This window comes from Burkholderia sp. EMB26 (assembly GCF_024730645.1).
Classification (GTDB): Bacteria; Pseudomonadota; Gammaproteobacteria; order Burkholderiales; family Burkholderiaceae; genus Burkholderia; species Burkholderia cenocepacia.
This window is the reverse complement of record NZ_CP078071.1, coordinates 2,957,674-2,982,938: the sequence shown is the minus strand read 5'-3', so window position 1 is coordinate 2,982,938 and position 25,265 is coordinate 2,957,674. Positions and strand designations below refer to the sequence as shown.

The 25,265-nt window shown below is 67.9% G+C and carries 20 protein-coding genes; 13 read left to right on the top strand and 7 right to left on the bottom strand.

What is annotated here, in order from left to right:
* Nucleotides 1–150 precede the first annotated feature (150 nt).
* Entirely contained in the window at nt 151–789 is a 639-nt protein-coding gene (locus KU887_RS30175; protein WP_012493201.1) for a Pr6Pr family membrane protein, read from the top strand.
* A gap of 57 nt (nt 790–846) precedes the next feature.
* Here the strand turns inward: KU887_RS30175 and KU887_RS30170 are convergent, their stop codons facing one another.
* Complete coding sequence (locus KU887_RS30170; RefSeq protein ID WP_080324264.1) at nt 847–1,581, bottom strand: peptidoglycan DD-metalloendopeptidase family protein; 735 nt, start codon at nt 1,579–1,581, stop codon at nt 847–849.
* Between the two features lie 424 nt (nt 1,582–2,005).
* Here KU887_RS30170 and KU887_RS30165 point away from each other — a divergent pair, with 424 nt between their 5' ends.
* Nucleotides 2,006–2,326: a hypothetical protein gene (locus tag KU887_RS30165; RefSeq protein ID WP_006485139.1), complete on the top strand. Its 321-nt coding sequence runs from the start codon at nt 2,006–2,008 to the stop codon at nt 2,324–2,326.
* Nucleotides 2,327–2,441: 115 nt separating this feature from the next.
* Here the strand turns inward: KU887_RS30165 and KU887_RS30160 are convergent, their stop codons facing one another.
* The 4 genes from KU887_RS30160 to KU887_RS30145 form a co-directional block, all read right to left on the bottom strand.
* Nucleotides 2,442–2,786 (bottom strand): DUF4148 domain-containing protein, encoded by a 345-nt coding sequence (locus tag KU887_RS30160; RefSeq protein ID WP_212157847.1) that lies wholly within the window; start codon nt 2,784–2,786, stop codon nt 2,442–2,444.
* A 200-nt stretch (nt 2,787–2,986) separates the two neighbouring features.
* The gene (gndA, locus tag KU887_RS30155; protein ID WP_006479382.1) at nt 2,987–4,399 is read right to left on the bottom strand and encodes an NADP-dependent phosphogluconate dehydrogenase; all 1,413 of its coding nucleotides are present in this window, start codon (nt 4,397–4,399) and stop codon (nt 2,987–2,989) included.
* Between the two features lie 97 nt (nt 4,400–4,496).
* Nucleotides 4,497–5,138 carry a DUF938 domain-containing protein gene (locus KU887_RS30150; RefSeq protein ID WP_060268306.1) on the bottom strand — a complete coding sequence of 214 codons (642 nt, stop codon included), beginning with the start codon at nt 5,136–5,138 and terminating at the stop codon, nt 4,497–4,499.
* On the bottom strand, nt 5,135–6,037 hold the full coding sequence (locus tag KU887_RS30145; protein WP_375167906.1) for an NAD-dependent protein deacetylase: 903 nt from the start codon (nt 6,035–6,037) through the stop codon (nt 5,135–5,137). Before KU887_RS30145 ends, KU887_RS30150 begins: the two co-directional genes overlap by 4 nt.
* Before the next feature lie 1,006 nt (nt 6,038–7,043).
* On the opposite strand from KU887_RS30145, the gene KU887_RS30140 reads away from it, so the two are divergent.
* From KU887_RS30140 to KU887_RS30130, 3 genes are all read left to right on the top strand, one after another.
* Nucleotides 7,044–7,775 (top strand): GNAT family N-acetyltransferase, encoded by a 732-nt coding sequence (locus tag KU887_RS30140; RefSeq protein ID WP_163124049.1) that lies wholly within the window; start codon nt 7,044–7,046, stop codon nt 7,773–7,775.
* Nucleotides 7,776–7,874: 99 nt separating this feature from the next.
* Nucleotides 7,875–8,834 (top strand): LLM class oxidoreductase, encoded by a 960-nt coding sequence (locus KU887_RS30135; protein WP_006495981.1) that lies wholly within the window; start codon nt 7,875–7,877, stop codon nt 8,832–8,834.
* Between the two features lie 319 nt (nt 8,835–9,153).
* The gene (locus tag KU887_RS30130) at nt 9,154–11,613 is read left to right on the top strand and encodes a mechanosensitive ion channel family protein (RefSeq protein ID WP_034202620.1); all 2,460 of its coding nucleotides are present in this window, start codon (nt 9,154–9,156) and stop codon (nt 11,611–11,613) included.
* Nucleotides 11,614–11,646: 33 nt separating this feature from the next.
* Here the strand turns inward: KU887_RS30130 and KU887_RS30125 are convergent, their stop codons facing one another.
* Nucleotides 11,647–12,480, bottom strand: coding sequence for a CerR family C-terminal domain-containing protein (locus KU887_RS30125; protein WP_077020954.1), 834 nt, complete (start codon nt 12,478–12,480; stop codon nt 11,647–11,649).
* Nucleotides 12,481–12,571: 91 nt separating this feature from the next.
* Here KU887_RS30125 and KU887_RS30120 point away from each other — a divergent pair, with 91 nt between their 5' ends.
* The 6 genes from KU887_RS30120 to KU887_RS30095 all read left to right on the top strand — a co-directional run bounded on the left by KU887_RS30120 (nt 12,572) and on the right by KU887_RS30095 (nt 19,789).
* A complete protein-coding gene (locus KU887_RS30120; RefSeq protein WP_034202622.1) occupies nt 12,572–13,696 on the top strand; it encodes an HlyD family secretion protein in 1,125 nt (374 codons plus the stop codon).
* The gene (locus KU887_RS30115; protein ID WP_006484782.1) at nt 13,689–15,275 is read left to right on the top strand and encodes an MDR family MFS transporter; all 1,587 of its coding nucleotides are present in this window, start codon (nt 13,689–13,691) and stop codon (nt 15,273–15,275) included. Before KU887_RS30120 ends, KU887_RS30115 begins: the two co-directional genes overlap by 8 nt.
* Nucleotides 15,276–15,288: 13 nt before the next feature.
* The gene (locus KU887_RS30110) at nt 15,289–16,776 is read left to right on the top strand and encodes an efflux transporter outer membrane subunit (RefSeq protein WP_058902886.1); all 1,488 of its coding nucleotides are present in this window, start codon (nt 15,289–15,291) and stop codon (nt 16,774–16,776) included.
* Nucleotides 16,777–17,011: 235 nt separating this feature from the next.
* On the top strand, nt 17,012–18,547 hold the full coding sequence (locus KU887_RS30105) for a catalase (RefSeq protein ID WP_006495986.1): 1,536 nt from the start codon (nt 17,012–17,014) through the stop codon (nt 18,545–18,547).
* A gap of 78 nt (nt 18,548–18,625) precedes the next feature.
* Nucleotides 18,626–19,237 (top strand): ankyrin repeat domain-containing protein, encoded by a 612-nt coding sequence (locus KU887_RS30100; RefSeq protein ID WP_034202625.1) that lies wholly within the window; start codon nt 18,626–18,628, stop codon nt 19,235–19,237.
* Between the two features lie 81 nt (nt 19,238–19,318).
* A complete protein-coding gene (locus KU887_RS30095; RefSeq protein ID WP_048985241.1) occupies nt 19,319–19,789 on the top strand; it encodes a VirK family protein in 471 nt (156 codons plus the stop codon).
* Nucleotides 19,790–19,907: 118 nt separating this feature from the next.
* Here KU887_RS30095 and KU887_RS30090 read toward each other — a convergent pair whose 3' ends face one another.
* Nucleotides 19,908–20,702 carry an APH(3')-II family aminoglycoside O-phosphotransferase gene (locus tag KU887_RS30090; RefSeq protein WP_012493196.1) on the bottom strand — a complete coding sequence of 265 codons (795 nt, stop codon included), beginning with the start codon at nt 20,700–20,702 and terminating at the stop codon, nt 19,908–19,910.
* 237 nt (nt 20,703–20,939) lie between these two features.
* Between KU887_RS30090 and KU887_RS30085 the strand changes: the two genes are divergently transcribed.
* Together KU887_RS30085 and KU887_RS30080 are read left to right on the top strand one after the other, a co-directional pair.
* Nucleotides 20,940–22,100: an efflux RND transporter periplasmic adaptor subunit gene (locus tag KU887_RS30085; protein WP_258256756.1), complete on the top strand. Its 1,161-nt coding sequence runs from the start codon at nt 20,940–20,942 to the stop codon at nt 22,098–22,100.
* A gap of 20 nt (nt 22,101–22,120) precedes the next feature.
* Complete coding sequence (locus KU887_RS30080) at nt 22,121–25,264, top strand: multidrug efflux RND transporter permease subunit (protein WP_060268321.1); 3,144 nt, start codon at nt 22,121–22,123, stop codon at nt 25,262–25,264.
* Nucleotide 25,265 lies beyond the last annotated feature (1 nt).

Sequence of the window (25,265 nt, the reverse complement as noted above, 5' to 3'; positions counted from 1 at the left end):
GCCGCGCGGGCGGCCGGTTTTGCACGGCGCGGTCAAATATCCGACGAATCGTCAACGCGCGCCGCGCGCGGCCGGCCTATGGAAAATCCGCATCGCGCGCCCGGGCGGCTGTGGCACGATGAAGCTTTGGTGCGACGGCGCGCGGGCATCATGAGCAAAGCGTTCTTCGTTGCAGCCTACCGGCTGATCGCCGCATTGCTCGCGGTGTCCACCACGCTGCACAGCGTCGCCGACTACTGGCGCCTGCCGAGCTTCCATCTCGGCAACTACCTCAGCTACTTCACGCAACTGAGCAGCCTCTACGCGGCCGCGATGCTGGCCGCGGGGCTGTGGCGCATCGCGCGGCCCGGCTCGGCCCGCTACGAATCGATGCGCGGCGCGGCAGTGCTGTACGTGCTGATCACCGCGATCGTCTACGAGCTGCTGCTCGCGCGGCTCGATGCGCTGCGCCACGTCACGCCGGCGTTCAACAACTGGGTACTGCACCGAATCGTGCCGCTCGTGATGCTGTGCGACTGGCTGTATGTCGAACCGCGCTCGCCGATTCCGCGCCGCAGTGCGTTCGCGTGGCTCGGCTTTCCGGTCGTCTATCTCGGCTATACGCTCGTGCGCGGCGCGGTGGAGGACTGGTATCCCTACCCGTTCGTCGATCCGCGGCCGCACGGCTATCTGCCCGTCGCGATCCAGTGTTCGCTGATCGCGCTCGGCGCGGCGGCGCTCGCACTGGGCATTCGCTGGCTCGGCAATCATGCGAGACAGTCTGGCAGCGCGACGCTTAAGGAAGGATGAAGATGGAAGCGGTTCGACCGTGTGCGCCGCCCGGCGCACACGTGGCGATACCGACGATCAGCCGCCGTTGCGCGGCAGGAAGTTCATCGGATCGACGACCTTGCCGTTCTGGCGGACTTCGAACTCGAACGTCGAACGACCGCTCGCGTCGGTGCCCATTTCGGCGACCGGCTGGCCCTGGCGCACCGCGTCGCCTTCGTTGACGAGCAGCTTGCCGTTGTGCCCGTAGGCCGTGATGAGCCCGTTGTCGTGCTTCAGGATCACGAGCGGGCCATACGCCTTGACGCCGGAGCCGGCGTACACCACGCGCCCGTTTGCCGCGGCCCGCACCGAGTGGTCGGGCCCGGATGCGGCGATCACGACGCCGCGCGACTTGCCGGCCGCAAACGGCGTCGCGACGACACCTGTGGCCGGCCACGCGAGCGAGCCCGGCTGGGCGGCGGCCGCGGGCGGCTGCCCGTACGCATTGGCCGCCGGCGGCGGCGCGACCCGCAGCACCTGGCCCGGCGACACGGCGTCCGTCGGCGCCATGTGGTTCCAGCTGGCCACGTCCTGCACGCGCTGTCCGTAGGCGCTCGCGATGCCCGCCAGCGTATCGCCCGGGTTCACGCGGTAATAGCCGGCAATCACGCCCGGCGTCGCAGCCGACGTGGGCGCCGGCTGGCGCGCGGGTTGCCAGCTGTCGGTCCACGGCGTCATCGTGCAGCCCGTCAGCGCGATGGCCGCGGCAACGAGCGCCGCCTGCGGCAGCCAGCGCGTGAGCGTGTCGTGGATGGGAATAGTTTCTCTCAAGGGTCCTCCCGGATTTGCGTCGTCGCGCCGCCCACCGCCCCCCGGCGCGCGACGCACGATGTCCGGCCGAACGGCCGGATCAACCAGTATCCGACCGCTTTCGCGGCCGTCAGTTTCCACAGCGGAACGTCGGCGCGGATGAGCTCACCGGCCCCTTTTTCGCGTCGTCCCGACCGGCAAAGATACCATTTGTCGCGGTCAACACCCCGACAGTTGCCCGATCCGGAAACAATCTTGCGGCGTCGCACGGGCATCCCGGCGGGCCGCGCGCCGCGCCGGGCGGGCCATCCGGCCGGCGCTTGCGGGTTTCTCGCGGGCGCGGCCGCCCTCGCCCGCCGTATCGGCCCCGTCATATTCTCCGCTTCGATCGCCGCCTATACTCGGTGGTGCGCAGCGCGATCCAACGACAACGAGGAGCAAGACAATGAATAACGCGACGTTTCTCTCCGTGCAGCTCGACGCCGACGATTTCGCCGGTTCCAGCGGTCTGGTCGAATTGCTCAACCGGCACCTGTTGTTCGCGACCGACGTCGCCGAAGCGGCCGACGCGCTGGTTCAGCTGGCGAGCGTCACGCACCTGACCGGCGCCACGCGCCACAGCGTCGAGTTGCCGGTCCTCGCGATCGAACGACTGCGCGACGCGCTCGATACGCTGAGCGGTTACGACGAAACGTGGCTGCAGGTGCTGGAACCGGCCGAGGCGCTGTTCCGCGAGATCGGGCGCGGCAGGCGCCCGCTGCACTGAACGCCGCCGCATTCATTGCGCGTTCCAATGAAAACACCCCGTCGTTCCGCATAGCGGTACGACGGGGTGTTCGTACTACAGGGGGTCAGATGCGGTCGCCAGCGCGGCCGTGCCATTAACGACCCTTGTAGACCGGTGCGCCATCCGAGATGCGCTTGACTTGCCAGCCGGTCTTGGCCGCGGCCGGCGCGCCCGATTCCTGACCAGCGGCCGGTTGCGCACCGTAGCCGGTCGTGTCGGCAGCGGCGACGTTCTGTTGCGGGTGCAGACGGGCTTCGGCAGCCTGGATGCTTTCCGGGTAGTTGGTCCGGTCGCTGCCCAGCTTGTAGCCGGCCTGTTGCAGCTGGACCAGCTCGGCCTTCACCTGGGCACGGGTGACGGGCGCGTTCTGTTGGGCGAACGAGACGGCGGGGACGGCGAGGACAGCAGCAGCAGCGAACGTTGCGATCAGCGATTTCATGATTACCTCCGGGATTTTTTTGCTCCGCCGCACACACCATGTCTGCAGCGATGGAACAGAGTTTAGTCCCGGCAGCACCTAGGGAAAACCATGAAAGAACGAAAACACTGTTTCCCCGGAGCCAACAATGCCGGCATCCGGGATCGAAAAACCCTATTCAAAGAATAGATTTTCGCAACAATGCCGCCGCCACCGGCCGGTTACGACCAGTTGGCGTGGAAGCTGCCCGGCTTGTCCGTGCGCTCGAACGTGTGCGCGCCGAAGAAGTCGCGCTGCGCCTGCACGAGGTTCGCGGGCAGCCGCTCGGACCGGTAGCTGTCGAAGTACGCGACCGCCGACGCGAACGCCGGGACCGGCACGCCGGCCTTCACCGCGGCCACCACGACGTCGCGCAGCGCGGTCTGGTAGTTCGCGGCGATGTCCTTGAAGTACGGGTCGAGCAGCAGGTTCGCGAGCGCCGGATCCTTCGCATACGCGTCGGTGATCTTCTGCAGGAAGCGCGCGCGGATGATGCAGCCCGCGCGGAAGATCTTCGCGATCGTCCCGAGATCGAGGTTCCAGCCGTATTCTTCCGACGCCGTGCGCAGCTGCGCGAAGCCCTGCGCGTACGAGATCACCTTGCTCAGATACAGCGCGCGGCGCACCGCTTCGACGAATGCAGCGCGATCGCCGTCGAACGGCGCGGCAGCCGGGCCCGACAGGATCTTGCTGGCCGCGACGCGCTCGGTCTTCAGCGACGACAGCACGCGCGCGAACACCGACTCGGTGATGAGCGGCAGCGGCACGCCCAGATCCAGCGCGTTCTGGCTCGTCCACTTGCCGGTGCCCTTCTGCGCGGCGCGATCGAGGATCACGTCGACGAGATGCTTGCCGGTTTCTTCATCCTTCTTGCCGAAGATCTTCGACGTGATCTCGATCAGGTAGCTGTCGAGCTCGCCCTGGTTCCATTCGGTGTACACCGCGCCGAGTTCGTCGTTGGTCAGGCCCGCGACGTCCTTCAGCACCGAGTAGCTTTCGGCGATCAGCTGCATGTCGCCGTATTCGATGCCGTTGTGGACCATCTTCACGTAGTGGCCCGCACCGTCCGGGCCCATGTACGCGACGCACGGCTCGCCGTCCGACGGCGCCTTCGCGGCGATCTGCTTGAGGATCGGCTCGACGAGGTCGTACGCGTCGCGCTGGCCGCCGGGCATGATCGACGGGCCGCGCAGCGCGCCCTCTTCGCCGCCCGACACGCCGGTGCCGATGAAATGCAGGCCCGACTGCGCGAGTTCCTGGTTGCGGCGGATCGTGTCGGTGAAATGTGTGTTGCCACCGTCGATCAGCACGTCGCCCTTCTCGAGCAGCGGCTTGAGCGAGGCGATCGTCGCATCGGTCGCTTCCCCGGCCTTCACCATCATCAGGATCCGGCGCGGCGTTTCGAGCGACGCAACGAATTCTTCGAGCGTATAGGTCGGCACCAGATTGCGGCCGGGGAATTCGGCGATCAGTTCGTCGGTTTTCTCGCGACTGCGGTTGAACACCGACACCGCGTAACCGCGGCTCTCGATATTGAGTGCGAGATTGCGGCCCATCACCGCGAGCCCGATCACACCGATTGCTTGTTTGCCCATTAGTCAATTCTCCGGAAAAAACGGAGCGCGACCCGAGCCGGGCCGCGCGCACAGGCGAAAGGATAGTGGAAACCCGGCGGCGCTGCGCGCTTGCGTGTCATTGCTCCGCGTGCGGCAGGCGCCGGAACACGACGCTCAGGTTGTTCGCCGGCATCTCGACGACCTCGATGCAGTCGAGCCCGAGATCGAGGCCGAGCGCGACCACGGTCTCCAGATCGCGCACGCCCCACGACGGATCGCGGCTGCGCAACTGCTGGTCGAACGCCTCGTTCGACGGGGCCGTATGCCGGCCTTCGCGACGATACGGGCCGTACAGGAACAGCACGCCGCCCGGCCGCAGCACGCGCGACGCACCGGCGAACAGCGCGTCGGTGCAGGCCCACGGCGAGATATGAATCATGTTGATGCAGACGATCGCGTCGAGCGCCGCGACCGGCCACGGCGTGTCGCGCACGTCGAACGCCAGCGGCCCGGCGACGTTCGCGAGGCCCGCATGCGCAACCCACGCGGCGATCGAACGCCGCGCCTGCGCATCGGGATCGCTCGGCTGCCAATGCAGGCCCGGTAACGCCTGCGCGAAATGAACGACGTGCTGCCCGGTGCCGCTCGCGATTTCGAGCACGCTGCCGCTCGCCGGCAGCACGCGCCGCAGCACGTCGAGGATCGGCCCGCGATTGCGTTCGGCCGCCGGCGCCGACAGCCGCGCGGACGGATCGGAAGAAGAAGCGGCGCCGGTCACGATGCATGCTCCTGCGTGTCGCCCGCGCTGCTGCGCCCGAGCCGCGCCACGAGCGCGTCGAGCGCGGGTGCGCAATGCGCCTCGACCTTCAGCGTCAGTATCGGGTCGGCGCGCGTATGGCCGAGATTGAGGGCGGCAAGCGGCTTGTGCTGCGCCTGCGCCCACACGCAGAAGCGGTAGCCGGAATACACCATCAGCGACGAACCGACGACGAGCAGCGCGTCGGCCGCATCGAGCGCCTGCGACGCCAGCGCCACGCGTTCGCGCGGCACGTTTTCGCCGAAGAACACCACCGCCGGCTTCAGCAGGCCGCCACACGCGGGGCAAGCCGGGATGCGGAACGTATCGAGCGCGGCCCATTCGAGATGCGCGTCGCCGTCCGCCGCCGGCTCGGCCTGCGCGCCCAGCAACTCGGGATTGTCGGCTTCGAGCACGGTCTGGATCGTCGCCCGCGCGTGATGCGCGCCGCAGTCGAGGCAGGTCACGCCGTTGATCCCGCCGTGCAGTTCGATCACGTCGTCGCTGCCCGCCCGCTGATGCAGGCCGTCGACGTTCTGCGTGACGAGGCGTTCGATCCGGCCCGCGCCGCCGAGCCGCGCCAGCGCGACGTGCGACCCGTTCGGCCGCGCGCGGCCCACGACCGGCCAGCCGATCATGCTGCGCGCCCAGTAGCGGCGCCGCGCGGCATCGGAGCCGAGGAATTCGTGGAGCTGGATCGGCGGCGAGCGCATCCATTGACCGTTGCGGTCGCGGTAACCGGGAATGCCGGAATCGGTGCTGATGCCCGCGCCGGTCAGCACGAGCAGGCGCGGATGACGCTCGACGAACGTGTGCAGCGCATCGAGCGCGGCCGGATCGACGTCGGCGATGGAGGGATCGGGCAAGGCTTGATCGGGCAAGGCTTTATCGTTCATGTTGGCAACGTGATCGGTCGCGCCGGCAGGCCGTGCGCCCGCACGGGCGGCCACGCACGCCAGCACATGATACAGAACGCCGTGCGATCGGGCGGACCGCCGCCACGGCACGCCCGCGCACGCAAAAAGACGCCCGTCGCCGCTCGGCGACGGGCGCTTCAACAATTGATCCATCGGGGTAGTGGATCAACTGACAGCACAATGTTGCGACGCCCGTCATACCGCGATCGACGGCCGTTCCCCTGGACCCTGCGTGTTCCGCCTGCCGCGCGCATCGGCGCGTCATCGGCCTTCCCGACCCGATCCCGTTCCACCGGCTCGTCACGCCGATGCGATGCCCATCGCGCAAACGCGTTCGCCGCGCGACGACGGGCGTGGTGTCACGGCATGACGATTCCGGGATCCGGGCCGACGCCATCCGCCTGCGTTCGCGGCTCATCCGCGACGGCCGACCGGCACCGGTCGGCTTCGTGCGCCACGCATGCACGTCGTCGTTCAGAACGAACCCGATTGCTCGGATGGAACGGAAAGCCGCTCGCTCACGTCGCCGCAATCAGCGACGAAGCGACTACCCTGGCAGGTCGGCGATTCATGTTTGCAACACGATTCGTTGCGTTTCGGTCTTTTTTCATTCTCTTGTCCCCGTCTCCGATACATCCGACCCACTGAAGCGATTGCCGGGTCGACTGCGCCCGCGATCGCGCTCACGGCCCATACCACCATGCAAGGAGCGCACCATGTTTCATGGCGCAAGGCCTCGCGGGGCCCGGCAAGGCCGCGGGCAGGCATCGCGCCCCGTCAGAAAGCCCGAATGTTTCGAAACTGAAACGCACCGCCGGTGCCGCCGGCATCGTCGCGTCGGCGCTGCGCGCGGCGGCCAATCGCCTTACAATCGGCCCACGATTGGCGCCGCCCCGTCACCGGATGCGAGCGCCCGGCATTGCCCTTTCCCGCAGATCTGCACCGCCCGACCGGAACCCGCACTCGCCGCATGCCCGACACGAAGAACTGGCTGGAGATCGACTACCGCACGCTGTTCAGGCTGCACCCCGATCGCCGGATCGAACGCGAGAACGATCCCGACGAATCGCCGGCGCCACGCTTCTGGCTCGGCCGCTGCGCGGGCGGCACGCTGTCCGGCGTACGTGCGGACGTACCCGCCGGCATCGCGGACGAACTGACGCGCGTGGCCGACAGTGAACCGCCGTGGTCGGACGACGCGCCGCCCACGCACCTCGAACGCTATCTCGGATTGCTCGCACCCGTTTCGCACTGGAACATCGGCCTCGTGTATGCGTTGCCGCATGCGCTCGAATTCGATACCGACGCGCACGCCACGCTGGTCGACGGCGACAGCGACACGGGTCGACGATTGCTGCGATCGCTGGCCGTGCACGGCATGCCGGAAGGGCTGCTGTCGATGGGGTTTCGAAGCGCCGCCGATCTGTGGGCGCCGTGGTGCGCGGCTGTGGTCGACGGCGAAATCGCGTCGATCGCGTTTGCCGCGCGACTGTCCGACGTCGGCGCCGAACTCGGTGTCGCGACCGCGCCGGCGTTCCGTGGGCGCGGCCTCGCGGCCGCCGTCACCGCCGCGTGGTCGCGCTTGCCGTCGCTGCGCACGCGCACGCTGTTCTACAGCACCGACCGCGACAACCGCGCGTCGCAACGCGTGGCGTCACACCTGGGGCTCGCGTTGCGTGGCGCGACGCTGCGGGTCGGGTAGCGCGGGGCGGAACCGTCCCGCTCGCGCATCGCGCAAACACGCTAGCATTCGGACACGGAACGCCGCGCGTTCCCGTCGCCTCGCCTCCAAGGACTCGCCATGACCCCTTCCGCTTCCACCCGCGCCGACGTCGCGCATCGCGTCTTCTCGGCCGGGCGGCTGTCGATCGGCCTCACGCTTCCGCTGCTTCGCAGTGGCCACATCGTCGCGGACTTCAACGAACAGCTCGAACTCGCGGCGCTGGCCGATTCGCTCGGCTTTCGCGCGCTGTGGATTCGCGACGTGCCGCTGAACAGCGCCGACTATCCGGACCCGGTCGGCCACCTCGATCCGTGGGTGCTGCTCGGCGCGCTGGCGTCGCGCACCCGCCGGATCGCGCTCGCCAGCGGCGCGATCGTGCTGCCGCTGCGCCATCCGCTGCATATCGCGAAAGGTGCGCTGTCGGTCGCGACGCTGTCGGGCGGGCGCTTCATCCTCGGGCTCGGCTCCGGCGACCGGCCGCCCGAATACGCGGCGTTCGGCGTCGACGCGCAAACGCGGCGCGACCGCTATCGCGCGCACTGGGACGTCGTCGCGGCCGCGCTCGGCGTGCCGTCGCGCGTGCTGCCCGACGAAGCGCCGCCCGATGCGCCCGAATTCACGCTGCTGCCGCGCGACGGCGACGCGGTGCCGATGCTTGCGGTCGGCTCGGGTGGACAGAGCGTCGACTGGATCGCCCGGCATTCGATCGGCTGGATGACGTATCACCGCGATCCGGATACGCAGCGCGCCCGCTATTCGATGTGGCGCGCGGCGGTCGAGCGGCTCGCGTCGCCGCCGTTTCGCGCGTTCGGCGTCTCGATGCGCCTCGATCTCGCCACGCACCCCGATACGCCGGCCACCGCGCTGTCGCTCGGTTACGCTACCGGGCGCCGCGCGTTGGTCGACATCCTGCGGGACATGCGCGCGGCGGGTACGCATCATGTCACGCTGAACCTGGGCTCGGACCGACCCGTGCGCGAGGTCATCGAAGAAATCGCCGAGCACGTCTTGCCGGTATTTCATGACGAGCAGGCGTAATTCATCAGGAATCCGAATTCCGTGATGGAATGCACGCGTGGATCGTGATCGAACGAGCGCTCGCTGGGTGACGCATCCCGCGCCGGCGTCGATAAACCCGCGTGACAGGCTCCTTACGATCGTGGAAGCGGGATCTTGCGTCCGATATCGGACCGCCGACGGTCTGCGTCCGGCACACGACTTGCGCGCCTGCATGGCCGATCCGAATCGTCGGCGACGGAACGACGGAACTATTCGGTCCCGATCGCGATCATGTTAACTTCCGTCCATCGTTCAGCCTGGCGGGCCGCGTGACGACACGCACCCGCATGCCCACTCCATGCGACATATCCTTCTCGGCTGGCTGCTCGCCGCCGTCGTCTCGGCCGCCCACGCGGCCGCTCCCGCTCCGGCCGCCGCGTCGGCCGCCTCCGACGCCGCGCCCGCACTGACGCCGCAACAGGCGCGGCAGGCACTGAATGTGCTCGAAAACCCGCGCGAGCGCGCGCAAGTCGAAACGACGCTACGCGCCATCGCGGCGGTCGGCGCGTTGAGCGCACCGGCGGTGCCGGCCAGCGCAGCGTCTGCGGCCAGCGGCGCATCGGCGGCCGCCGCGCCGGCCGCGCTCACGTCGAACGGGCTCGCATCGATGCTCGTCCGCCAGGGGTCGCGCTGGGCCGCTCAGATCGGCAACGCACTGCAGGAATCGCTGCGCTCGCTGCTCGACATCGGGTCGGTGGGCAGCTGGTGGCACGACAAGCTGATGCGCGCCGACCAGCGGGCGGATTTCACTCGCACGCTCGGGATCCTCCTCGCGGTGCTCCTGCCGGCGCTCGTCGTCGAATGGCTCGCGAAGCGGGTGTTGCGGCGCGCGCTGGCCGCGGTGGCCGCACGCCGCGCCGATACGTCGCGCCGCACCGCGTCCGATTCCGCCGCATCGGACGAGGATCACGCACCGCCGCCCGATACATCCGCCCCGCCCGATCACGCCGACACGGTCGACGCTCCCTCGTCCACGCAAAGCCGCGGCCATGCACGCCGACACACCACGCTGCTGCACCGGCTGCCGCGCGCGCTCGTCAGTCTCGCGCTGCGCGTCGTGCCGCTGCTCGTATTCGTCGGCGTCGCGAGCCTGACGATGTCGTTGCTCGACGAAGCCGGCACGCCGATCGACGCCGCGCTCGAAGCATTGATCGACATCTACGTGATCTGCCGGCTCGTCACGATCGTCAGCCGGCTGTTCTTCCAGCCCGATGCGCGGCAATTGCGGCTGCTGCATATCAGCGACGCATGGGCCGAATTCGCACAACGCTCGATCGCACGGATCGTGATCGTGGTCGGCACATGCACGGCGGCCGTCGAGATCGCCGCGAACTTCGGTCTGAACGAAGCCGGCCATGTCGCGCTGCTGAAGGCCGTCGCGCTCGTCGGCCACGTGATGATCTCGGTGCTGATCCTGCAGTGCCGGCGGCCGGTCGCGGCACGCATCCGTGCCGCCGGCGCGGATCGCCCGACCTTCTCGGTCATCGGCAACGCGCTCGCGGACGCGTGGGCGCCCGTCTCGGTCTTCATCGTGATGGCGCTGTGGTTCGTGTGGGCGCTCGACGTCCACAACGGTTACCGCGTGCTGATCACGCTGGGCGGCCGCTCGATCGCGGTGATGATCGCGATGCGGATGGTGTCGATCGTCGTGTTCGGCGCGCTCGCGCGGCTGTTCCAGCGCCGCGAGGACGACCGCACGCTCGTTCATCTGCACGCGTACCGCTACTACCCGCTGCTGCGCCAGATCGTGTCCGGGGCGATCGGCGTCGTGACCCTCGTGCTGCTGCTGCAGATCTGGGGCGTGCCGATCTTCCGCGCGTTCGAAACCGGCACGATCGGCCACCGGCTCGCGTCCGCGCTGGTGACGATCGCGATCGCGGCGATCGTCGCACTCGTCGTGTGGGAAGCGGCCAACATCGCGATCGAGCGCCGCCTGCAGCGCTGGACGCGCGAAGGCAACCTGGTGCGCGCGGCGCGGCTGCGCACGCTGCTGCCGATGCTGCGCTCGCTGCTGTTCGTGATGATCGCGCTCGTCGTCGTGCTGACGGGCCTCAGCGAACTCGGCGTGAACGTCGGGCCGCTGCTGGCCGGCGCCAGCATCTTCGGCGTCGCGCTCGGCTTCGGCTCGCAGAAGCTGGTGCAGGATTTCATCACCGGGATCTTCCTGCTGATGGAAAACGCGATGCAGGTCGGCGACTGGGTCACGCTCGCCGGCGTGTCGGGCACGGTCGAATACCTGTCGATCCGCACCGTGCGGCTGCGCGCCGGCGACGGGTCGCTGTACACGATCCCGTTCAGCTCGGTGACGACCGTCAACAACACGAATCGCGGGCTCGGCAACGCGGCCGTCAAGGTCAGCATCGCGTACGGCGAGGACATCGACCGCGCGATCGCGACGCTGAAGGAAATCGGCACCGCATTGCGCGACGATCCGAAGTATCACGACGGCATCCTGTCGGACTTCAGCTACTGGGGTATCGACCAGGTCGACGGCGCGGCGCTCGCGCTGGCCGGACAGATGCAGTGCACGGACTCGGCGCGCTGGAGCGTGCAGCGCGAATTCAACCGGCGGATCGCCGAGACGTTCCGCGAACGCGGAATCCGGATCGCCAATCCGCAGCGCAGCGTCGTGGCCTATGCGGACGGCTCGCGGCCTGTCGCCGCCGACGAAAACGATCCGCGCGCCGACACGCGGAATCCCACCGATACGGCAGCCCCGCCGCCGTCGCCCGACGAAGCGGCGCGCAAGCCGGGTTGATCGCGATCGCCCGGGACAGGTAACCTGCCGCGCTCAACGCGCGGCAGGCTTCTTTACGCGCGCCGTGCGTTTCGCCGCGGGCGGTGCCGCTCCCGGCTTCGCCGCGCGCTTCGCGACGGCACCCTGCCCGCGCTTCGCAACGGCTTCCGAATCGGCGGCACCCGCATCGCGCTGCGCATGCCACTGCTCGAGCAGCACGCGGGTCTGGTCGGCAATCGTTTCGGTCACCAGCGCCGCGCGTTCGCCCTCGAACGCGTCCCATTCGAGCAACTGCAGCGCCGAACGCTGCGCGATGTGGAACACCGTGATCTGCCCGAACAGGCTCAGCGCGCGCAACCGCGTGACGGGATCGTCGGCCGGCCGGCCGGTGATGCGGCCGATCAGCTCGGCGCTCACGTCGTTGAGCGGCTTGCGCATGCGCGTCATCAGGATCTCGCTTGCGCTCGCCGGTTCCTGGCCGCCCTGCTCGCGCGCGAAGAACATCCGCTGGTTCATCGTCTTCGGCGCGGTGAACATCCGGTCCGACAGCGCGCGCAGCAGCCCGATGAACGCATCGATCAGTTCGTCGACGCTCGCGTGGGCCTCGAGCATCGCCCGCGCATGGCCGACCGCCGGCGCGAACACCGCCCAGCCGTGCTCCGCGATCGTCTCGACGCACGCGCGGTACACGCCTTCCTTGTTCTCGAAGTAGTACTGGAGCGCCGGCGCGTTCACGCCCGCCATCGCGGCGATCTCGCGCGTCGACGCGCCCGCGAACCCACGTTCGCCGAACAGTTCGATCGCCGCCTCGATGATCCGCTGGCGCGTCTCGTCGCCGCGCGCGTAGCCGCCCGCCGACGTGCGGCGCAGCTTCTTCGCTTCGTTCATGCCTTCCTCGTCATTCGATCGATCGACATTCTACTTGACACAATTCTACCAACTGGAATAATTCTTCCACTCGGAATAAATTGGATCCCGCATGTCGACGCCACAAGACCCGCCACAGAAAGCAGATCGTCAGGAAAACGGAACAATGCCGCGCAACCGGAACGGCGGAACGAAACGGCGCGTCCTGCTCGCGGTCGCCGTGCTCGCGGCCATCGGCGGTGCGGTGTGGCTCGGCCGCTGGTGGACGGTCGGCCGTTTCATCGAAAGCACCAACGACGCGTATCTGCAGGCGGACAGCATGACCGCCGCACCGAAGGTGGCCGGCTACGTGACCGACGTCTATGTGCGCGACAACCAGCCCGTGAAGGCCGGCGATCCGCTCGTGCGGCTCGACGTCCGCCAGTACCAGGTGGCGCTCGCGCAGGCGCTGGCGACCGTCGACGCCCGTCGCGCCGATATCGCGCGCGCCGAAGCCGACATCAGCCAGCAGCACGCGAACCTCGAGCAGGCCGACGCGCAGGCGAAGGTGTCGCGCATCAACGCGCAGCACGCGAGCGACGAGTACACGCGCTACGCACCCCTCGCGGCGACGGGCGCCGAAACGCACGAACGCGTGGCCGACCTGAAGAGCACGCGCGATCAGGCGGCGGCGACGCTCGCCGCGAACAACGCGTCGATCGCCGCCGCCCGCACGCAGATCGCGTCGTTCACCGCGCAGCTCCAGCAGGCACGCGCGCAGCTCGAGGCTGCGCAGGCCAGCGCCGCACAGGCGCAACTCGACCTCGACAACACGATCGTGCGCAGCACGCTCGCGGGCCGCGTCGGCGATCGCACGGTGCGCGTCGGGCAATACGTGCAGCCCGGCACGCGCCTGCTGACCGTCGTGCCGGTGGACTCGATCTATCTCGTCGCGAACTTCAAGGAAACGCAGATCGGCAACATGCGCATCGGCCAACCCGTCGAGCTGCATGTCGATGCGCTGCCGGACGGCCCGCTGTCCGGCGTCGTCGACAGCTTCGCGCCCGGCACCGGTGCGCAGTTCGCGCTGCTGCCGCCCGAGAACGCGACCGGCAACTTCACGAAGATCGTCCAGCGCGTGCCGGTGCGCATCCGTCTCGCCGCGAACGCCCGCGCGCAGCGCATGCTGTTGCCCGGGCTGTCGGTGACGGTCGACGTCGATACGCGCTCCGCCCGCGACGAGCAGCATCATGGCTGATACGCCCGCCACGATGCCCGCGCCGCCGCACGAAGGCCGCGCGAGCGTGACCGACTGGATCGCGGTCGCGGCCGGCGCGCTCGGCGCGCTGATGGCGACGCTCGACATCTCGATCACGAACTCCGCGCTGCCGCAGATCCAGGGCGAAATCGGCGCGACCGGCACCGAAGGCACGTGGATCTCGACCGGCTACCTGATGTCGGAAATCGTGATGATCCCGCTCGCCGCCTGGCTCACGCGCGTGTTCGGGTTGCGCAATTTCCTGCTGACGAATTCCGCGCTGTTCATCGCGTTCTCGATGATGTGCGGCTGGTCGCACTCGCTGCCGATGATGATCGCCGGCCGGATCGGCCAGGGCTTCACCGGCGGCGCGCTGATCCCGACCGCGCAGACCATCATCCGCACGCGCCTGCCGCTGTCGCAGTTGCCGGTCGGGATGACGCTGTTCGGCCTGATCGTGCTGCTCGGGCCGCTGTTCGGCCCGGTGCTGGGCGGCTGGCTCGCGGAAAACGTGAACTGGAGCTGGTGCTTCTTCCTGAACCTGCCCGTGTGCCTGCTGCTGATGGCGCTGCTGGTGTTCGGGCTGCCGTCGGACCGCCCGCACTGGAGTGCGTTCTTCAACGCGGACTGGCTCGGCATCTTCGGTCTCGCGATCGGCCTCAGCTCGCTGACCGTCGTGCTCGAGGAAGGCCAGCGCGAACGCTGGTTCGAATCGCAGATGATCGTCACGCTGAGCATCGTGTCGTTCGTCGGGATGGCCCTGATCGCGCTGTCGCAACGCTTCGCGAAGCGGCCGATCATGCGGCTGTCGTTGATGCGCAACCCGCGCTACGCGAGCGTGATCGTGATCGTATCCGCGGTCGGCGCCGGGCTGTACGGCGTGTCCTACCTGCTGCCGCAGTTCCTCGCGATCGTCGCCGGCTACAACGCGGAACAGGCCGGCGCGATCATGCTGCTGTCGGGGCTGCCGGCCTTTCTCGTGATGCCGATCCTGCCACGCCTGCTCGGCAAGGTGGATTTCCGCATCCTCGTGATCACGGGGCTGCTGCTGTTCTGCCTGAGCTGCATGCTCGACATCAGCCTGACCGCGCAGAGCGTGGGCCATGATTTCGTGTGGTCGCAGCTGATTCGCGGTCTCGCGCAGATGCTCGCGATGATGCCGCTCAACCAGGCGTCGATGGCGGCCGTCGCGCGCGAAGACTCGGGCGATGCGGCCGGGCTCTACAACATGGCGCGCAACCTCGGCGGCTCGATCGGGCTCGCGATCATCGGCACCGTGATCGACCGGCGCACGACCTTCCATACGGCCGCGCTGCGCGAATCGGTGAGCGCGAACTCGCTGATCGGGCAGGATCGACTGTCGGCCTATACGGCCAACTGGTTCGCGCACACCGGCGATCTCGCGTATTCGAACCTGCGCGCGCTCGGCCAGCTGGCGCAGCAGATCCAGATCCAGGCCATCGTGATGACCTACTCCGAAACCTTCTACCTGCTGGGCCTCGCACTGCTCGCCTGCGTGCCGCTCGCGCTGCTGCTGAGAACGCCGCGCGGGCCGCAACCGATGTCGTCCGGCCATTGACCCGTCATACGCGATGAAACCCTTCTCCCTGCCCCGCCGCCCCGCGCTCACCCTGTGCGCGGCCGCATGCCTGCTCGCCGGCTGCACGGTCGGCCCCGACTACCGCGGCGCGCCCGCCGCGCCGGATGCGCCGACCTTCGTGCGTGCGCCGGCCACCGGCGTCGACACCGCCGCGCCCGCACCGAGCGCGTGGTGGCACGCGCTGAACGATCGCCAGCTCGACGAGCTGATCATCGCCGCACTCGTGTACAACCCCGATCTGCACGCGGCGCAGGCCCGCTTGCGCGCGGCCCGCGCGCAGCTCTCGCAACAGCGCGCCGCGCAGATGCCGAAATCGTCGGCCACCGTCGCGGCCATCCGCATGCGGGAACCGGACGTCGGCGCGGCCGGCTCGCTGCTGCCGTCGAACGGCTCGGGCCAGTCGGGTGGCGCGTCGCCGTCGCTCGGCGGCTCGGGGCCGCTGCAACTCTATTCGGCTGGCTTCGACGCGACCTGGGAAATCGACCTGTTCGGCGGCACGCGCCGCGCGGTCGAAGCCGCGTCCGCGCAGGCCGAAGCGGTCGATGCCGATCTCGCCGACACGCAGGTGTCGATCGCGGCCGAAGTCGCGAATGCGTATGTCGACCTGCGCGACCAGCAGCAACGGCTGGCGTTGTCGCGACGCACCGCGCAATTGCAGCAGCAGATGCTCGACCTCACGCAGCAGCGCCGCGCACGCGGCGTCGCGGCCGATACGGACATCGAGCGCCTGACGACGCAGGTCGAGAACACGCGCGCGTCGCTGATCCCGCTCGATGCGCAGGTCACCGAGTCGCTCGACCGGCTCGCGATCCTGACGGGCCGCGCGCCGGGCGCGCTCGATGCGGCGCTGTCGACCCCGGACGCGGCCTTGCCGACGCTGCCCGCCAGCGTTGCGATCGGCGATCCGGCCACGCTGCTGAAACAGCGCCCCGATATTCGCGCGGCCGAGCGCCGGCTCGCGTCGAGCAATGCGCAGATCGGCGAGCATGTCGCCGACTATTTCCCGAAGGTGACGTTGCTCGGCGATCTCGGTTTCAGCGCGACCGACCCCGGCCACCTGTTCCGCAAGCAGAATTTCACGTGGGTCGGCGCGCCGTACCTGCAATGGAACATTCTCGACTTCGGACGCACGCGCGGCGCGGTGCGCGCGGCCGAAGCGTCGCGCGACGAAGCGGAAGCGAATTATCAGAAGGCCGTGCTCGGTGCATTGCAGGATGCCAACACCGCGTTGCAGCGTTACGGGCATCAGCGCGAGCACGTCGTCGCGTTGACGAAGGTGCAGACGTCGGCCGTGCATTCGCGCACGCTGATGGACCAGCGCTATCGCGCGGGCGTCGCGTCGATGATCGACCTGCTCGACACGCAACGGGAAGCGCTGTCCGCGCAGCAGAACGTGATCGCCGGGCAAGCCGAACTGATCAAGAATTACGTGTCGGTGCAGAAGAGCCTCGGGCTCGGATGGCAGGCAAGCGCCGGTTGACGGCGCCGACGCAAATCATGCACGACCGATGCATCATGCTCGTCGAAACAATTTCGCAACAACTCATTGCGCGCGCAACAATACTGCTTCGTTTCCCGCGCAACGAACGGTTCGCGCCGCCTCGACGCCGCGACTATCGAAAACATATCGAATATCAATTAGCCAATCGTCTGACGATCTCTTCTAATTCAGTCGGCTTCCCCACCACCGATCGGATTCAAGGAGTTCCATCGTCATGTCCTCATCTTCCCCTCGCGTGCTGCGGCACGCAGTCGCCGCAATCTGCGTGGCACTCTCCGCTTCGCCGTACGCCGCCGAACTCACGCGCGACACCGGCGCGCCCGTCGGCGACAACCAGAATTCGCAGACGGCCGGCCCCGCCGGCCCGGTGCTGCTGCAAGACTCCGCGCTCATCGAGAAGCTGCAGCGCTTCGATCGCGAGCGCATTCCGGAGCGCGTCGTGCATGCGCGCGGCACCGGTGCATTCGGCGAGTTCGTGCCGAGCGCCGACATCTCCGACCTGACGAAAGCGAAAGTCTTCACGCCGGGCACCCGCACGCCGGTGTTCGTGCGCTTCTCCACCGTGATGGGCTATCGCGGCTCGCCCGAACAAGCGCGCGACCCGCGCGGCTTCGCGGTGAAGTTCTATACGCAGCAGGGCAACTGGGACATGGTCGGCATCAACTGGCCGGTGTTCTTCATTCGCGACGGCATCAAGTTCCCCGACTTCGTGCATGCGAACAAACCGAGCGCCGTGACCGGCGTGCAGGACCCGAACCTCGCGTTCGACTTCTTCGCGCACACGCCCGAAGCGACCCACATGCTGACGAGGCTGTACACGGACGAGGGCATGCCCGATTCGTATCGCCACATGGACGGCTTCGCGGTGCATGCGTTCAAGTTCGTCAATGCGCAAGGCGACGTGCATTACGTGAAGTTCCACTGGAAGAGCCGGCAAGGGGTGCACGGCCTGCGTCCGCAAGAGATCGCCGCATCGATCGGCCGCGACTGGAACATGATGACGAACGACCTGTACGGCGCGCTGAAACAGGGCGATTTCCCGAAGTGGGACCTGTACGTGCAGGTGCTCACGCCGAAGGACCTGAGCCGCTTCGACTTCGACGCGCTCGACGATACGAAGGTCTGGACCGGCGTGCCTGAACGCAAGATCGGCACGATGACGCTCGATCGCGTGCCCGACAACTACTTCCAGTCGACCGAGGAATCGGCGTTCGCGCCGTCGCGGCTCGTGCCGGGGATCGAGCCGTCCGAGGACCGGATGCTGCAGGACCGCCTGTTCGCGTACGCCGACACGCAGATGTACCGGCTCGGCGCGAACTACATGGATCTGCCGATCAATCGCCCCGTCGTGCCGGTGGTCAACAACAACCAGGACGGCAAGATGAATGCCGGCGACCGCAAGGGCGAGGTGAACTACGAACCGTCGACGCTGAACGAACTCGCGCAGGACCCGCAGTACAAATCGGTCCGCATGGCGCTCGACGGCACGACGCAGCAGGAAGCGATCCGCAAGAAGCTGCCGTTCCGTCAGGCGGGCGAGTACTACCGCAGCCTGTCGCAGCAGGACAAGGACGACCTCGTCACCGCGCTGTCCGGCGACCTCGGCCAGGTGAAGAACGCGCAGAACCAGTACGCGATGCTGTCGTACTTCTACAAGGCCGACGCCGATTACGGTACGCGTCTCGCGCAGGCCGTTCACGCGAACGTCCAGCAAGTGCAGTCGCTCGCGGCGAAGCTGAGCGACAACTGATCCTCGCGGCTCGGGCCGTTGCCGACGTGCGCGCTCGCGCCGCGCACGTCGGCCCGGCCACTTCATCAGGACACCCTCATGCGATTCGAACGCTTCCCCCACGTGATCCGCGCGGCCGCGGCGGCGCTCGCGCTGGCCGCGCTCGCCGGCTGCGCGCACCTGCCCGACCGGCCAACCTACGGCAAGGCCGACCCTGCCGCGCTACGCCGCTATGACGACGACTGGTTCGACGCCGCGCGCGTCGGCCGCGTCGACATCCTGCGCGCGTTGCACGACGCCGGCTATCCGGTCGACGCCACCGACGGCCACGGCTATACGGCCGTGATCCTCGCGGCATACGACGGCCAGCCCGCGGCGCTCGACTACCTTTTATCGGCCGGCGCCAATGCGTGCACGGGCGATCGTCACGGCAATACGGCGCTGATGGGCGCCCTCTTCAAGAATGAACCCGACATCGCGCGGCGCCTGATCGACACGCACTGCCCGATCGACCAGACGAACGGCGCCGGCGAAACCGCACTGGGGTTCGCGACGCTGTTCAACCGCTTCGAGCTGATTCCGCTGCTCGTCGCGCATGGCGCGAATCCGAACCATGTCGACCGGCGCGGCCAGTCGTTGCTTCAACTCGCGCTGACGCACGACAACGCGTATGCCGTGGACGCACTGCGGGAGGCGGGCGCCAAACGGTAGCGCGACTACGAATCAACCGTCTGAACAATGCGGATGCACCGTGCTATCGTGCCGTGGGTTTCATCGCACGGAGACAGGAAAATGCTGAATCGCTTCGCCATTGTTCTGGTTGCCGCCGGCGTGGCAACCAGTCTCGCGGCAACCGCCGCGAGCCCCCAACCGGACAGCGCCAATTCGTATCGCCAGTTGCGCACGCGGCTCTTTGCCGGCGTGACGGTCACCGCGATCTTTTCGCCGAACCAGTGCCAGAACGCGCAGCAGGCAGGCACCCAGGCAGCGGCGCCCACCGTGTCGGGCGGCTTCGCGATACGCGACTTCATGGAAGTCGGCGGCAATACGCTCGCGTTCGCCAACCAGCACCTCACCGTCCAGCCAAGCGGCGCGACCGTCCTCGAACTGATCCAGTACCGCGTGATGCAGGATGAAAGCGCGACGGTGACGGTCCGCTCGCTGTCGCCGACCACGTACCAGCCGGTCGCGCCCGCGCAGGTTTTCCAGTGCACGCTCGGCGACGGTCTTCGTTTCGCCTACGCGTGGCGAGATCGCGACTGACGCAAGGACTTCGTAGTGGACGCCGGCATCCACGCCGAAACATCAGGACGACTACGAAATTGGGTTGACGTACGGAACAGGCAAACCGTCCCGTGCGTCGCTCGTGCAGGGCTCGGATTCAGAAAAACTCGTCGAGCAGACGATAGAAAGCGATCCGCTCCGGATCGGGACGTTCGATCCCGTACCGCACGAAGAAAGGCGCGACCCATTCGCTGCCCAGGTCCGCTTCGATATCGCGCGATGCCAGCGCCAGATCCTGATAGCGATCGGCCACGCCCAGGCGCCCGCAATCGATGAAGCCGGAGAAGCGGCCGTCGTCGACCATGAAGTTCGGCAGACACGCGTCGCCGTGCGTGACGACCCCGTCCTCGATCGCCGGCCGTTGCGCCAGTAACCTCGCGAACATTGTGTCGAGCGGCATGCCCGTATTCGCATCATCGAGGTTGTCCTCGTCGACGAGCCCTGCGTCGATCCGTGCCCGGGCGCGCGCGATTCGACGCGCCGCGCCGTGATCGAACGGGCATGTGGCCGGATCGAGCCGATGCAGCGCACGCAGCGCGTCGGCGACGATCGTCACTTTCGTCTCCGGCGCAAGTGACGCGACGGCGAGGTTGTCGCCGCGCACCGCGCTCAGCAGCAGCCACTCGCGCCCCGCCGCCGACGCGACGTCGAGCACCCGAGCGCCCGGCACGCCCGTCGTCGCCAGCCAGCGCAGCCGCACCGCCTCGTCCGGCAATTCGCCGAGCGGCCCCGCCGGCTCGGTTTTGACGAACCGGCGCGAGCCGTCGCGCGCATCGAGCCGGAACACCGCGGCATCCGACTGGCCGTCCGTCTGTCGCGTCCATCGACAGCCGGCCAGCCTGGCCTGCCACGTCGTAGGCATGTCGTTGATGAGCGGGTCGTTATCGGTCACGGCGAACTCGATCCTCGTTGACGGGGCCGGCACGCAAAGTGTCGGCAACACCGCGCGCATGATACCGCGCCACCCGATTCATCAGACCATTTCCACCCTCGCCGACGCCCCTCATTTCGTCTCCTTTCGCCGGCTCCATCGAATCTCCATCTTTCCGCATCAAAGACGCCAACTAATCCACGCACACTCCGCCCCGTCAAAGCAGGCAGTGGGCTGCCTGCGCTTCCTGGAGTCGCTATGAAGAACCAAAAACGATGCTGCTACGGCGCCGTATGCGCGCTGGTGGCGGCAATGCTGGCGGGTTGCGGGCCGTCCGAACAGCCGGCCGCCGCGCCGGCCACCCCGGTGGCGGCCATGACCGTGGCCGCCACGCGCGTCGACGTGACGGAGGACCTGCCGGGCCGCGTCGCGGCCGTGCGGGTCGCCGAGATCCGGCCGCAGGTGAGCGGCATCGTGCAACGCCGGCTGTTCGAACAAGGCACCGAAGTGCGCGTGGGCCAGCCGCTGTTCCAGATCAATCCGGCGCCGTTCAAGGCCGAGATGGACACGGCCGCCGCGTCGCTGCAGCGCGCGCAGGCGGCGCTCGAACGCGCGAAGGTGCAGACCGCGCGCTTCAAGCCGCTCGTCGAGGCCGATGCGATCAGCCGCCAGGTGTACGACGACGCCGTCTCGCAACGCGACCAGGCCGCGGCCGACGTCGCGCAGGCCCGCGCGACGCTCGCGCGCCGCCAGCTCGACCTGAAGTTCGCGACGGTGGAAGCGCCGATCGCCGGCCGCATCGACCAGGCGCTCGTGACCGAAGGCGCGCTGGTATCGAGCAGCGACAGCCAGCCGATGGCGCGCGTCCAGCAGATCGACCAGGTCTACGTGGACGTGCGTCAACCGGCCGCGTCGCTCGACGCGCTGCGCGGCGCGCTTGCCGCTCAACCGCAAGCGTCGGACAGCAACGGCCTGCCGGTCGACGTGCTGCGCGACGACGACACGCGCTACGACGTCAAGGGCCGCATGCTGTTCTCGGGCGTCAACGTCGATCCGGGCACCGGCGACGTGCTGCTGCGCGTGCTGGTCGACAACCCGAAACGCCAGCTGCTGCCGGGCATGTACGTGCGTGCCCGCATTCCGCGCGCGCACTACGCCAACGCCGTGATGGTGCCGCAACAGGCGATCGTGCGCGCCGGCGGCAAGCCGCAGGTGTGGGTGCTCGACGCAAAGGGTATGGCTCACCTGAAGGCGGTCGAGGTCGGCGAACTGACGAACCGCAGCTATCGCATCAAGTCGGGCCTGCAGGCCGGCCAGAAGATCGTCGTCGAAGGCATGGAACGCCTGACCGACGGCGCGCCGGCCGCCGCAACCGACTGGAAGTCGCCTGACGCGGCCGCCATCGCGTCCGCGCACTGAGTCACGAGGAGCCTCCAGCCATGGCTGAATTCTTTATCCGCCGCCCGGTGTTTGCGTGGGTGATCGCGCTCTTCATCATCCTGACCGGGCTGATCGCGATCCCGCAACTGCCGGTCGCGCGCTACCCGTCGGTCGCGCCGCCGTCCGTCACGATCACCGCGAACTACCCGGGCGCCACGCCGCAGACGATGAACGACGGCGTGCTGAGCCTCATCGAGCGCGAATTGTCCGGCGTCAAGAACCTGCTGTACTTCGAATCGTCGGCCGACACGTCCGGCAGCGCGCAGATCACCGTCACGTTCAAGCCGGGCACCAATCCGGAGATGGCGCAGGTCGACGTGCAGAACAAGATCAAGTCGGTCGAGCCGCGCCTGCCCGCCGCCGTGCGCCAGAACGGGCTGATCGTCGAATCCGCGTCGTCCGGCTTCCTGATGATCGTCAGCCTGCGCTCCGACAACGGTCGCTTCGACGAAGGCGCGCTCGCCGACTACATGGCGCGCAGCGTGTCCGAGGAACTGCGGCGCATCGACGGCGTCGGCCGTGTGCTGCAGTTCGGCTCCGAACGCGCGATGCGCATCTGGGTCGATCCGCAGAAGCTGATCAATTTCGGCCTGTCGATGAGCGATCTGACGACCGCGATCGGCCAGCAGAACGTGCAGATCGCACCGGGCAGCCTCGGTGCGCTGCCCGCGCTGCCGGGCCAGCGCGTGACCGTGCCGCTCACCGCGCAAGGTCAGCTCGCGACGTCGGAAGAATTCGCGAAGGTCGTGCTGCGCGCGAACGCGGACGGCTCGAAGGTCGTGCTCGGCGACGTCGCCCGCGTCGAACTCGGCTCGCAAAACTACACGTTCGTGAGCCGCGAGAACAACAAGCCGGCCACTCTCGCCGGCGTGCAGCTCGCGCCGGGCGCCAACGCGGTGAAGACGGCGGACGCGATCCGCGCGCGCATGGCCGAACTGAGCAAGTCGATGCCGTCGGGCATGAGCTACTCGATCCCGCTCGACACGTCGCCGTTCGTGAAGATCTCGATCGAGAAAGTGCTGCACACGCTGCTCGAAGCGATGGTGCTCGTGTTCCTCGTGATGTACCTGTTCCTGCAGAACGTGCGCTATACGCTGATCCCGGCCATCGTCGCGCCGGTCGCGATGCTCGGCACGTTCACGGTGATGCTGCTGACCGGCTTCTCGATCAACGTGCTGACGATGTTCGGCATGGTGCTCGCGATCGGCATCATCGTCGACGATGCGATCGTCGTCGTCGAGAACGTCGAACGCCTGATGGCCGAGGAAGGACTGTCGCCGAAGGACGCGACGTCGAAGGCGATGAAGGAGATCACCGGCGCGATCGTCGGCGTCACGCTGGTGCTGACCGCGGTATTCCTGCCGATGGCGATGGCGAGCGGCTCGGTCGGCGTGATCTACAAGCAGTTCACGCTGTCGATGGCCGTGTCGATCCTGTTCTCCGCGCTGCTGGCGCTGACGCTCACGCCGGCCCTGTGCGCGACGATGCTCAAGCCGCTCGCACCGGGCCATCACGAGAAGCGCGGCTTCTTCGGCTGGTTCAACCGCCGCTTCGACCGCCTGACGAAATGGTACGAGACGCGCGTCGGCCGCCTGGTCGGTCGCACGGGCCGCGTGATGCTGGTGTTCGTCGCGATTTCGGGCGCACTGGTGCTCGGTTTCCGCAGCCTGCCGTCGTCGTTCCTGCCGGACGAAGACCAGGGCTACTTCATCACCAGCTTTCTGCTGCCCGCGGACGCTACCGCCGAGCGTACGCACGACGTGGTCAAAACGCTGGAGAAGCATCTTGCTTCACGTCCGGCAATCCAGTCGAGCATTTCCGTGATCGGCTACGGCTTCTCGGGCCAGGGTCCGAACGCGGCGATCAACTGGTCCGTGATGAAGGACTGGAAGAACCGCGGCGGCGCATCGACCCTCGAGGAAGGCATGCTCGCGCAGCAAGCGATGGCCGGCGTGACCGAAGGCACGGTGATGAGCCTGCTGCCGCCGGCCATCGACGAACTCGGCAACAGCTCGGGCTTCTCGATGCGCCTGGAAGACCGCGCCAACCAGGGCACGGCGGCGCTCAAGGCGGCCGAAGCGAAGCTGCTCGAACTCGCCGCGCAAAGCAAGGTCGTGACCGGCGTGTACCCCGACAGTCTGCCGGCCGGCACGAGCATTCGCCTCGAGATCGACCGCGCGAAGGCGCAGGCGCTCGGCGTGTCGTTCACGACGCTCAGCGACACGCTGTCGACCGCGATGGGATCGACCTACGTGAACGACTTCCCGAACGCGGGCCGCATGCAGCAGGTGATCATCCAGGCCGACGCGCCGGCACGCATGCAGATCGACAACGTGATGAAGCTGTACGTGCGCAACGCGGCCGGCGGCATGGTGCCGCTGTCCGAGGTGGTGCGCCCCGTGTGGACCGACACGCCGCTGCAGATGGTGCGCTTCAAGGGCTATCCGTCCGCGCGCATCTCCGGCAACGCGGCGCCCGGCCAGTCGAGCGGCGCGGCGATGGCCGAGATGGAACGACTCGCCGCGCAACTGCCGCCGGGCTTCGCGGTCGAGTGGACCGGCCAGTCGCTGCAGGAACGCCAGTCGGCGTCGCAGGCGCCGATGCTGATGGTGCTGTCGATGATCGTCGTGTTCCTGGTGCTCGCCGCGCTGTACGAAAGCTGGTCGATCCCGCTGTCGGTGATGCTGGTGGTGCCGCTCGGCCTGATCGGCGCGATCGGTGCGGTGCTGCTGCGCGGGATGCCGAACGACGTGTTCTTCAAGGTCGGGATGATCACCGTGATCGGCCTGTCCGCGAAGAACGCGATCCTGATCGTCGAGTTCGCGAAGCAGTTGCGCGAGGAAGGCAGGGGGTTGATCGAAGCGGCCGTGCAGGCGTCGAAGCTGCGCCTGCGCCCGATCCTGATGACCTCGCTCGCGTTCGGCCTCGGCGTCGTGCCGCTGATGATCGCGACCGGCGCCAGCGCCGAAACGCAGCACGCGATCGGCACCGGCGTATTCGGCGGCATGGTGACCGCCACGGTGCTGGCCATTTTCTTCGTCCCTGTTTTCTTTGTGTTCGTGATGAGTATCCAGGAGCGCATCGGCGCATGGCGGGCGTCCCGCACGCAGCCGGCCACCCCGACTCACGGACAGGAAGGTTGAT

Excerpts from the sequence above, each read along its gene's own strand:
- KU887_RS30080 (WP_060268321.1), top strand. The coding sequence starts at position 22,121 with ATGGCTGAATTCTTTATCCGCCGCCCGGTGTTTGCGTGGGTGATCGCG.
- KU887_RS30110 (WP_058902886.1), top strand. The coding sequence starts at position 15,289 with ATGAAACCCTTCTCCCTGCCCCGCCGCCCCGCGCTCACCCTGTGCGCG.
- KU887_RS30085 (WP_258256756.1), top strand. The coding sequence starts at position 20,940 with ATGAAGAACCAAAAACGATGCTGCTACGGCGCCGTATGCGCGCTGGTG.
- KU887_RS30140 (WP_163124049.1), top strand. The coding sequence starts at position 7,044 with ATGCCCGACACGAAGAACTGGCTGGAGATCGACTACCGCACGCTGTTC.
- KU887_RS30165 (WP_006485139.1), top strand. The coding sequence starts at position 2,006 with ATGAATAACGCGACGTTTCTCTCCGTGCAGCTCGACGCCGACGATTTC.
- KU887_RS30120 (WP_034202622.1), top strand. The coding sequence starts at position 12,572 with ATGTCGACGCCACAAGACCCGCCACAGAAAGCAGATCGTCAGGAAAAC.
- KU887_RS30100 (WP_034202625.1), top strand. The coding sequence starts at position 18,626 with ATGCGATTCGAACGCTTCCCCCACGTGATCCGCGCGGCCGCGGCGGCG.
- KU887_RS30130 (WP_034202620.1), top strand. The coding sequence starts at position 9,154 with ATGCGACATATCCTTCTCGGCTGGCTGCTCGCCGCCGTCGTCTCGGCC.
- gndA (WP_006479382.1), bottom strand. The coding sequence starts at position 4,399 with ATGGGCAAACAAGCAATCGGTGTGATCGGGCTCGCGGTGATGGGCCGC.
- KU887_RS30095 (WP_048985241.1), top strand. The coding sequence starts at position 19,319 with ATGCTGAATCGCTTCGCCATTGTTCTGGTTGCCGCCGGCGTGGCAACC.
- KU887_RS30135 (WP_006495981.1), top strand. The coding sequence starts at position 7,875 with ATGACCCCTTCCGCTTCCACCCGCGCCGACGTCGCGCATCGCGTCTTC.
- KU887_RS30105 (WP_006495986.1), top strand. The coding sequence starts at position 17,012 with ATGTCCTCATCTTCCCCTCGCGTGCTGCGGCACGCAGTCGCCGCAATC.
- KU887_RS30125 (WP_077020954.1), bottom strand. The coding sequence starts at position 12,480 with ATGAACGAAGCGAAGAAGCTGCGCCGCACGTCGGCGGGCGGCTACGCG.
- KU887_RS30175 (WP_012493201.1), top strand. The coding sequence starts at position 151 with ATGAGCAAAGCGTTCTTCGTTGCAGCCTACCGGCTGATCGCCGCATTG.
- KU887_RS30115 (WP_006484782.1), top strand. The coding sequence starts at position 13,689 with ATGGCTGATACGCCCGCCACGATGCCCGCGCCGCCGCACGAAGGCCGC.
- KU887_RS30160 (WP_212157847.1), bottom strand. The coding sequence starts at position 2,786 with ATGAAATCGCTGATCGCAACGTTCGCTGCTGCTGCTGTCCTCGCCGTC.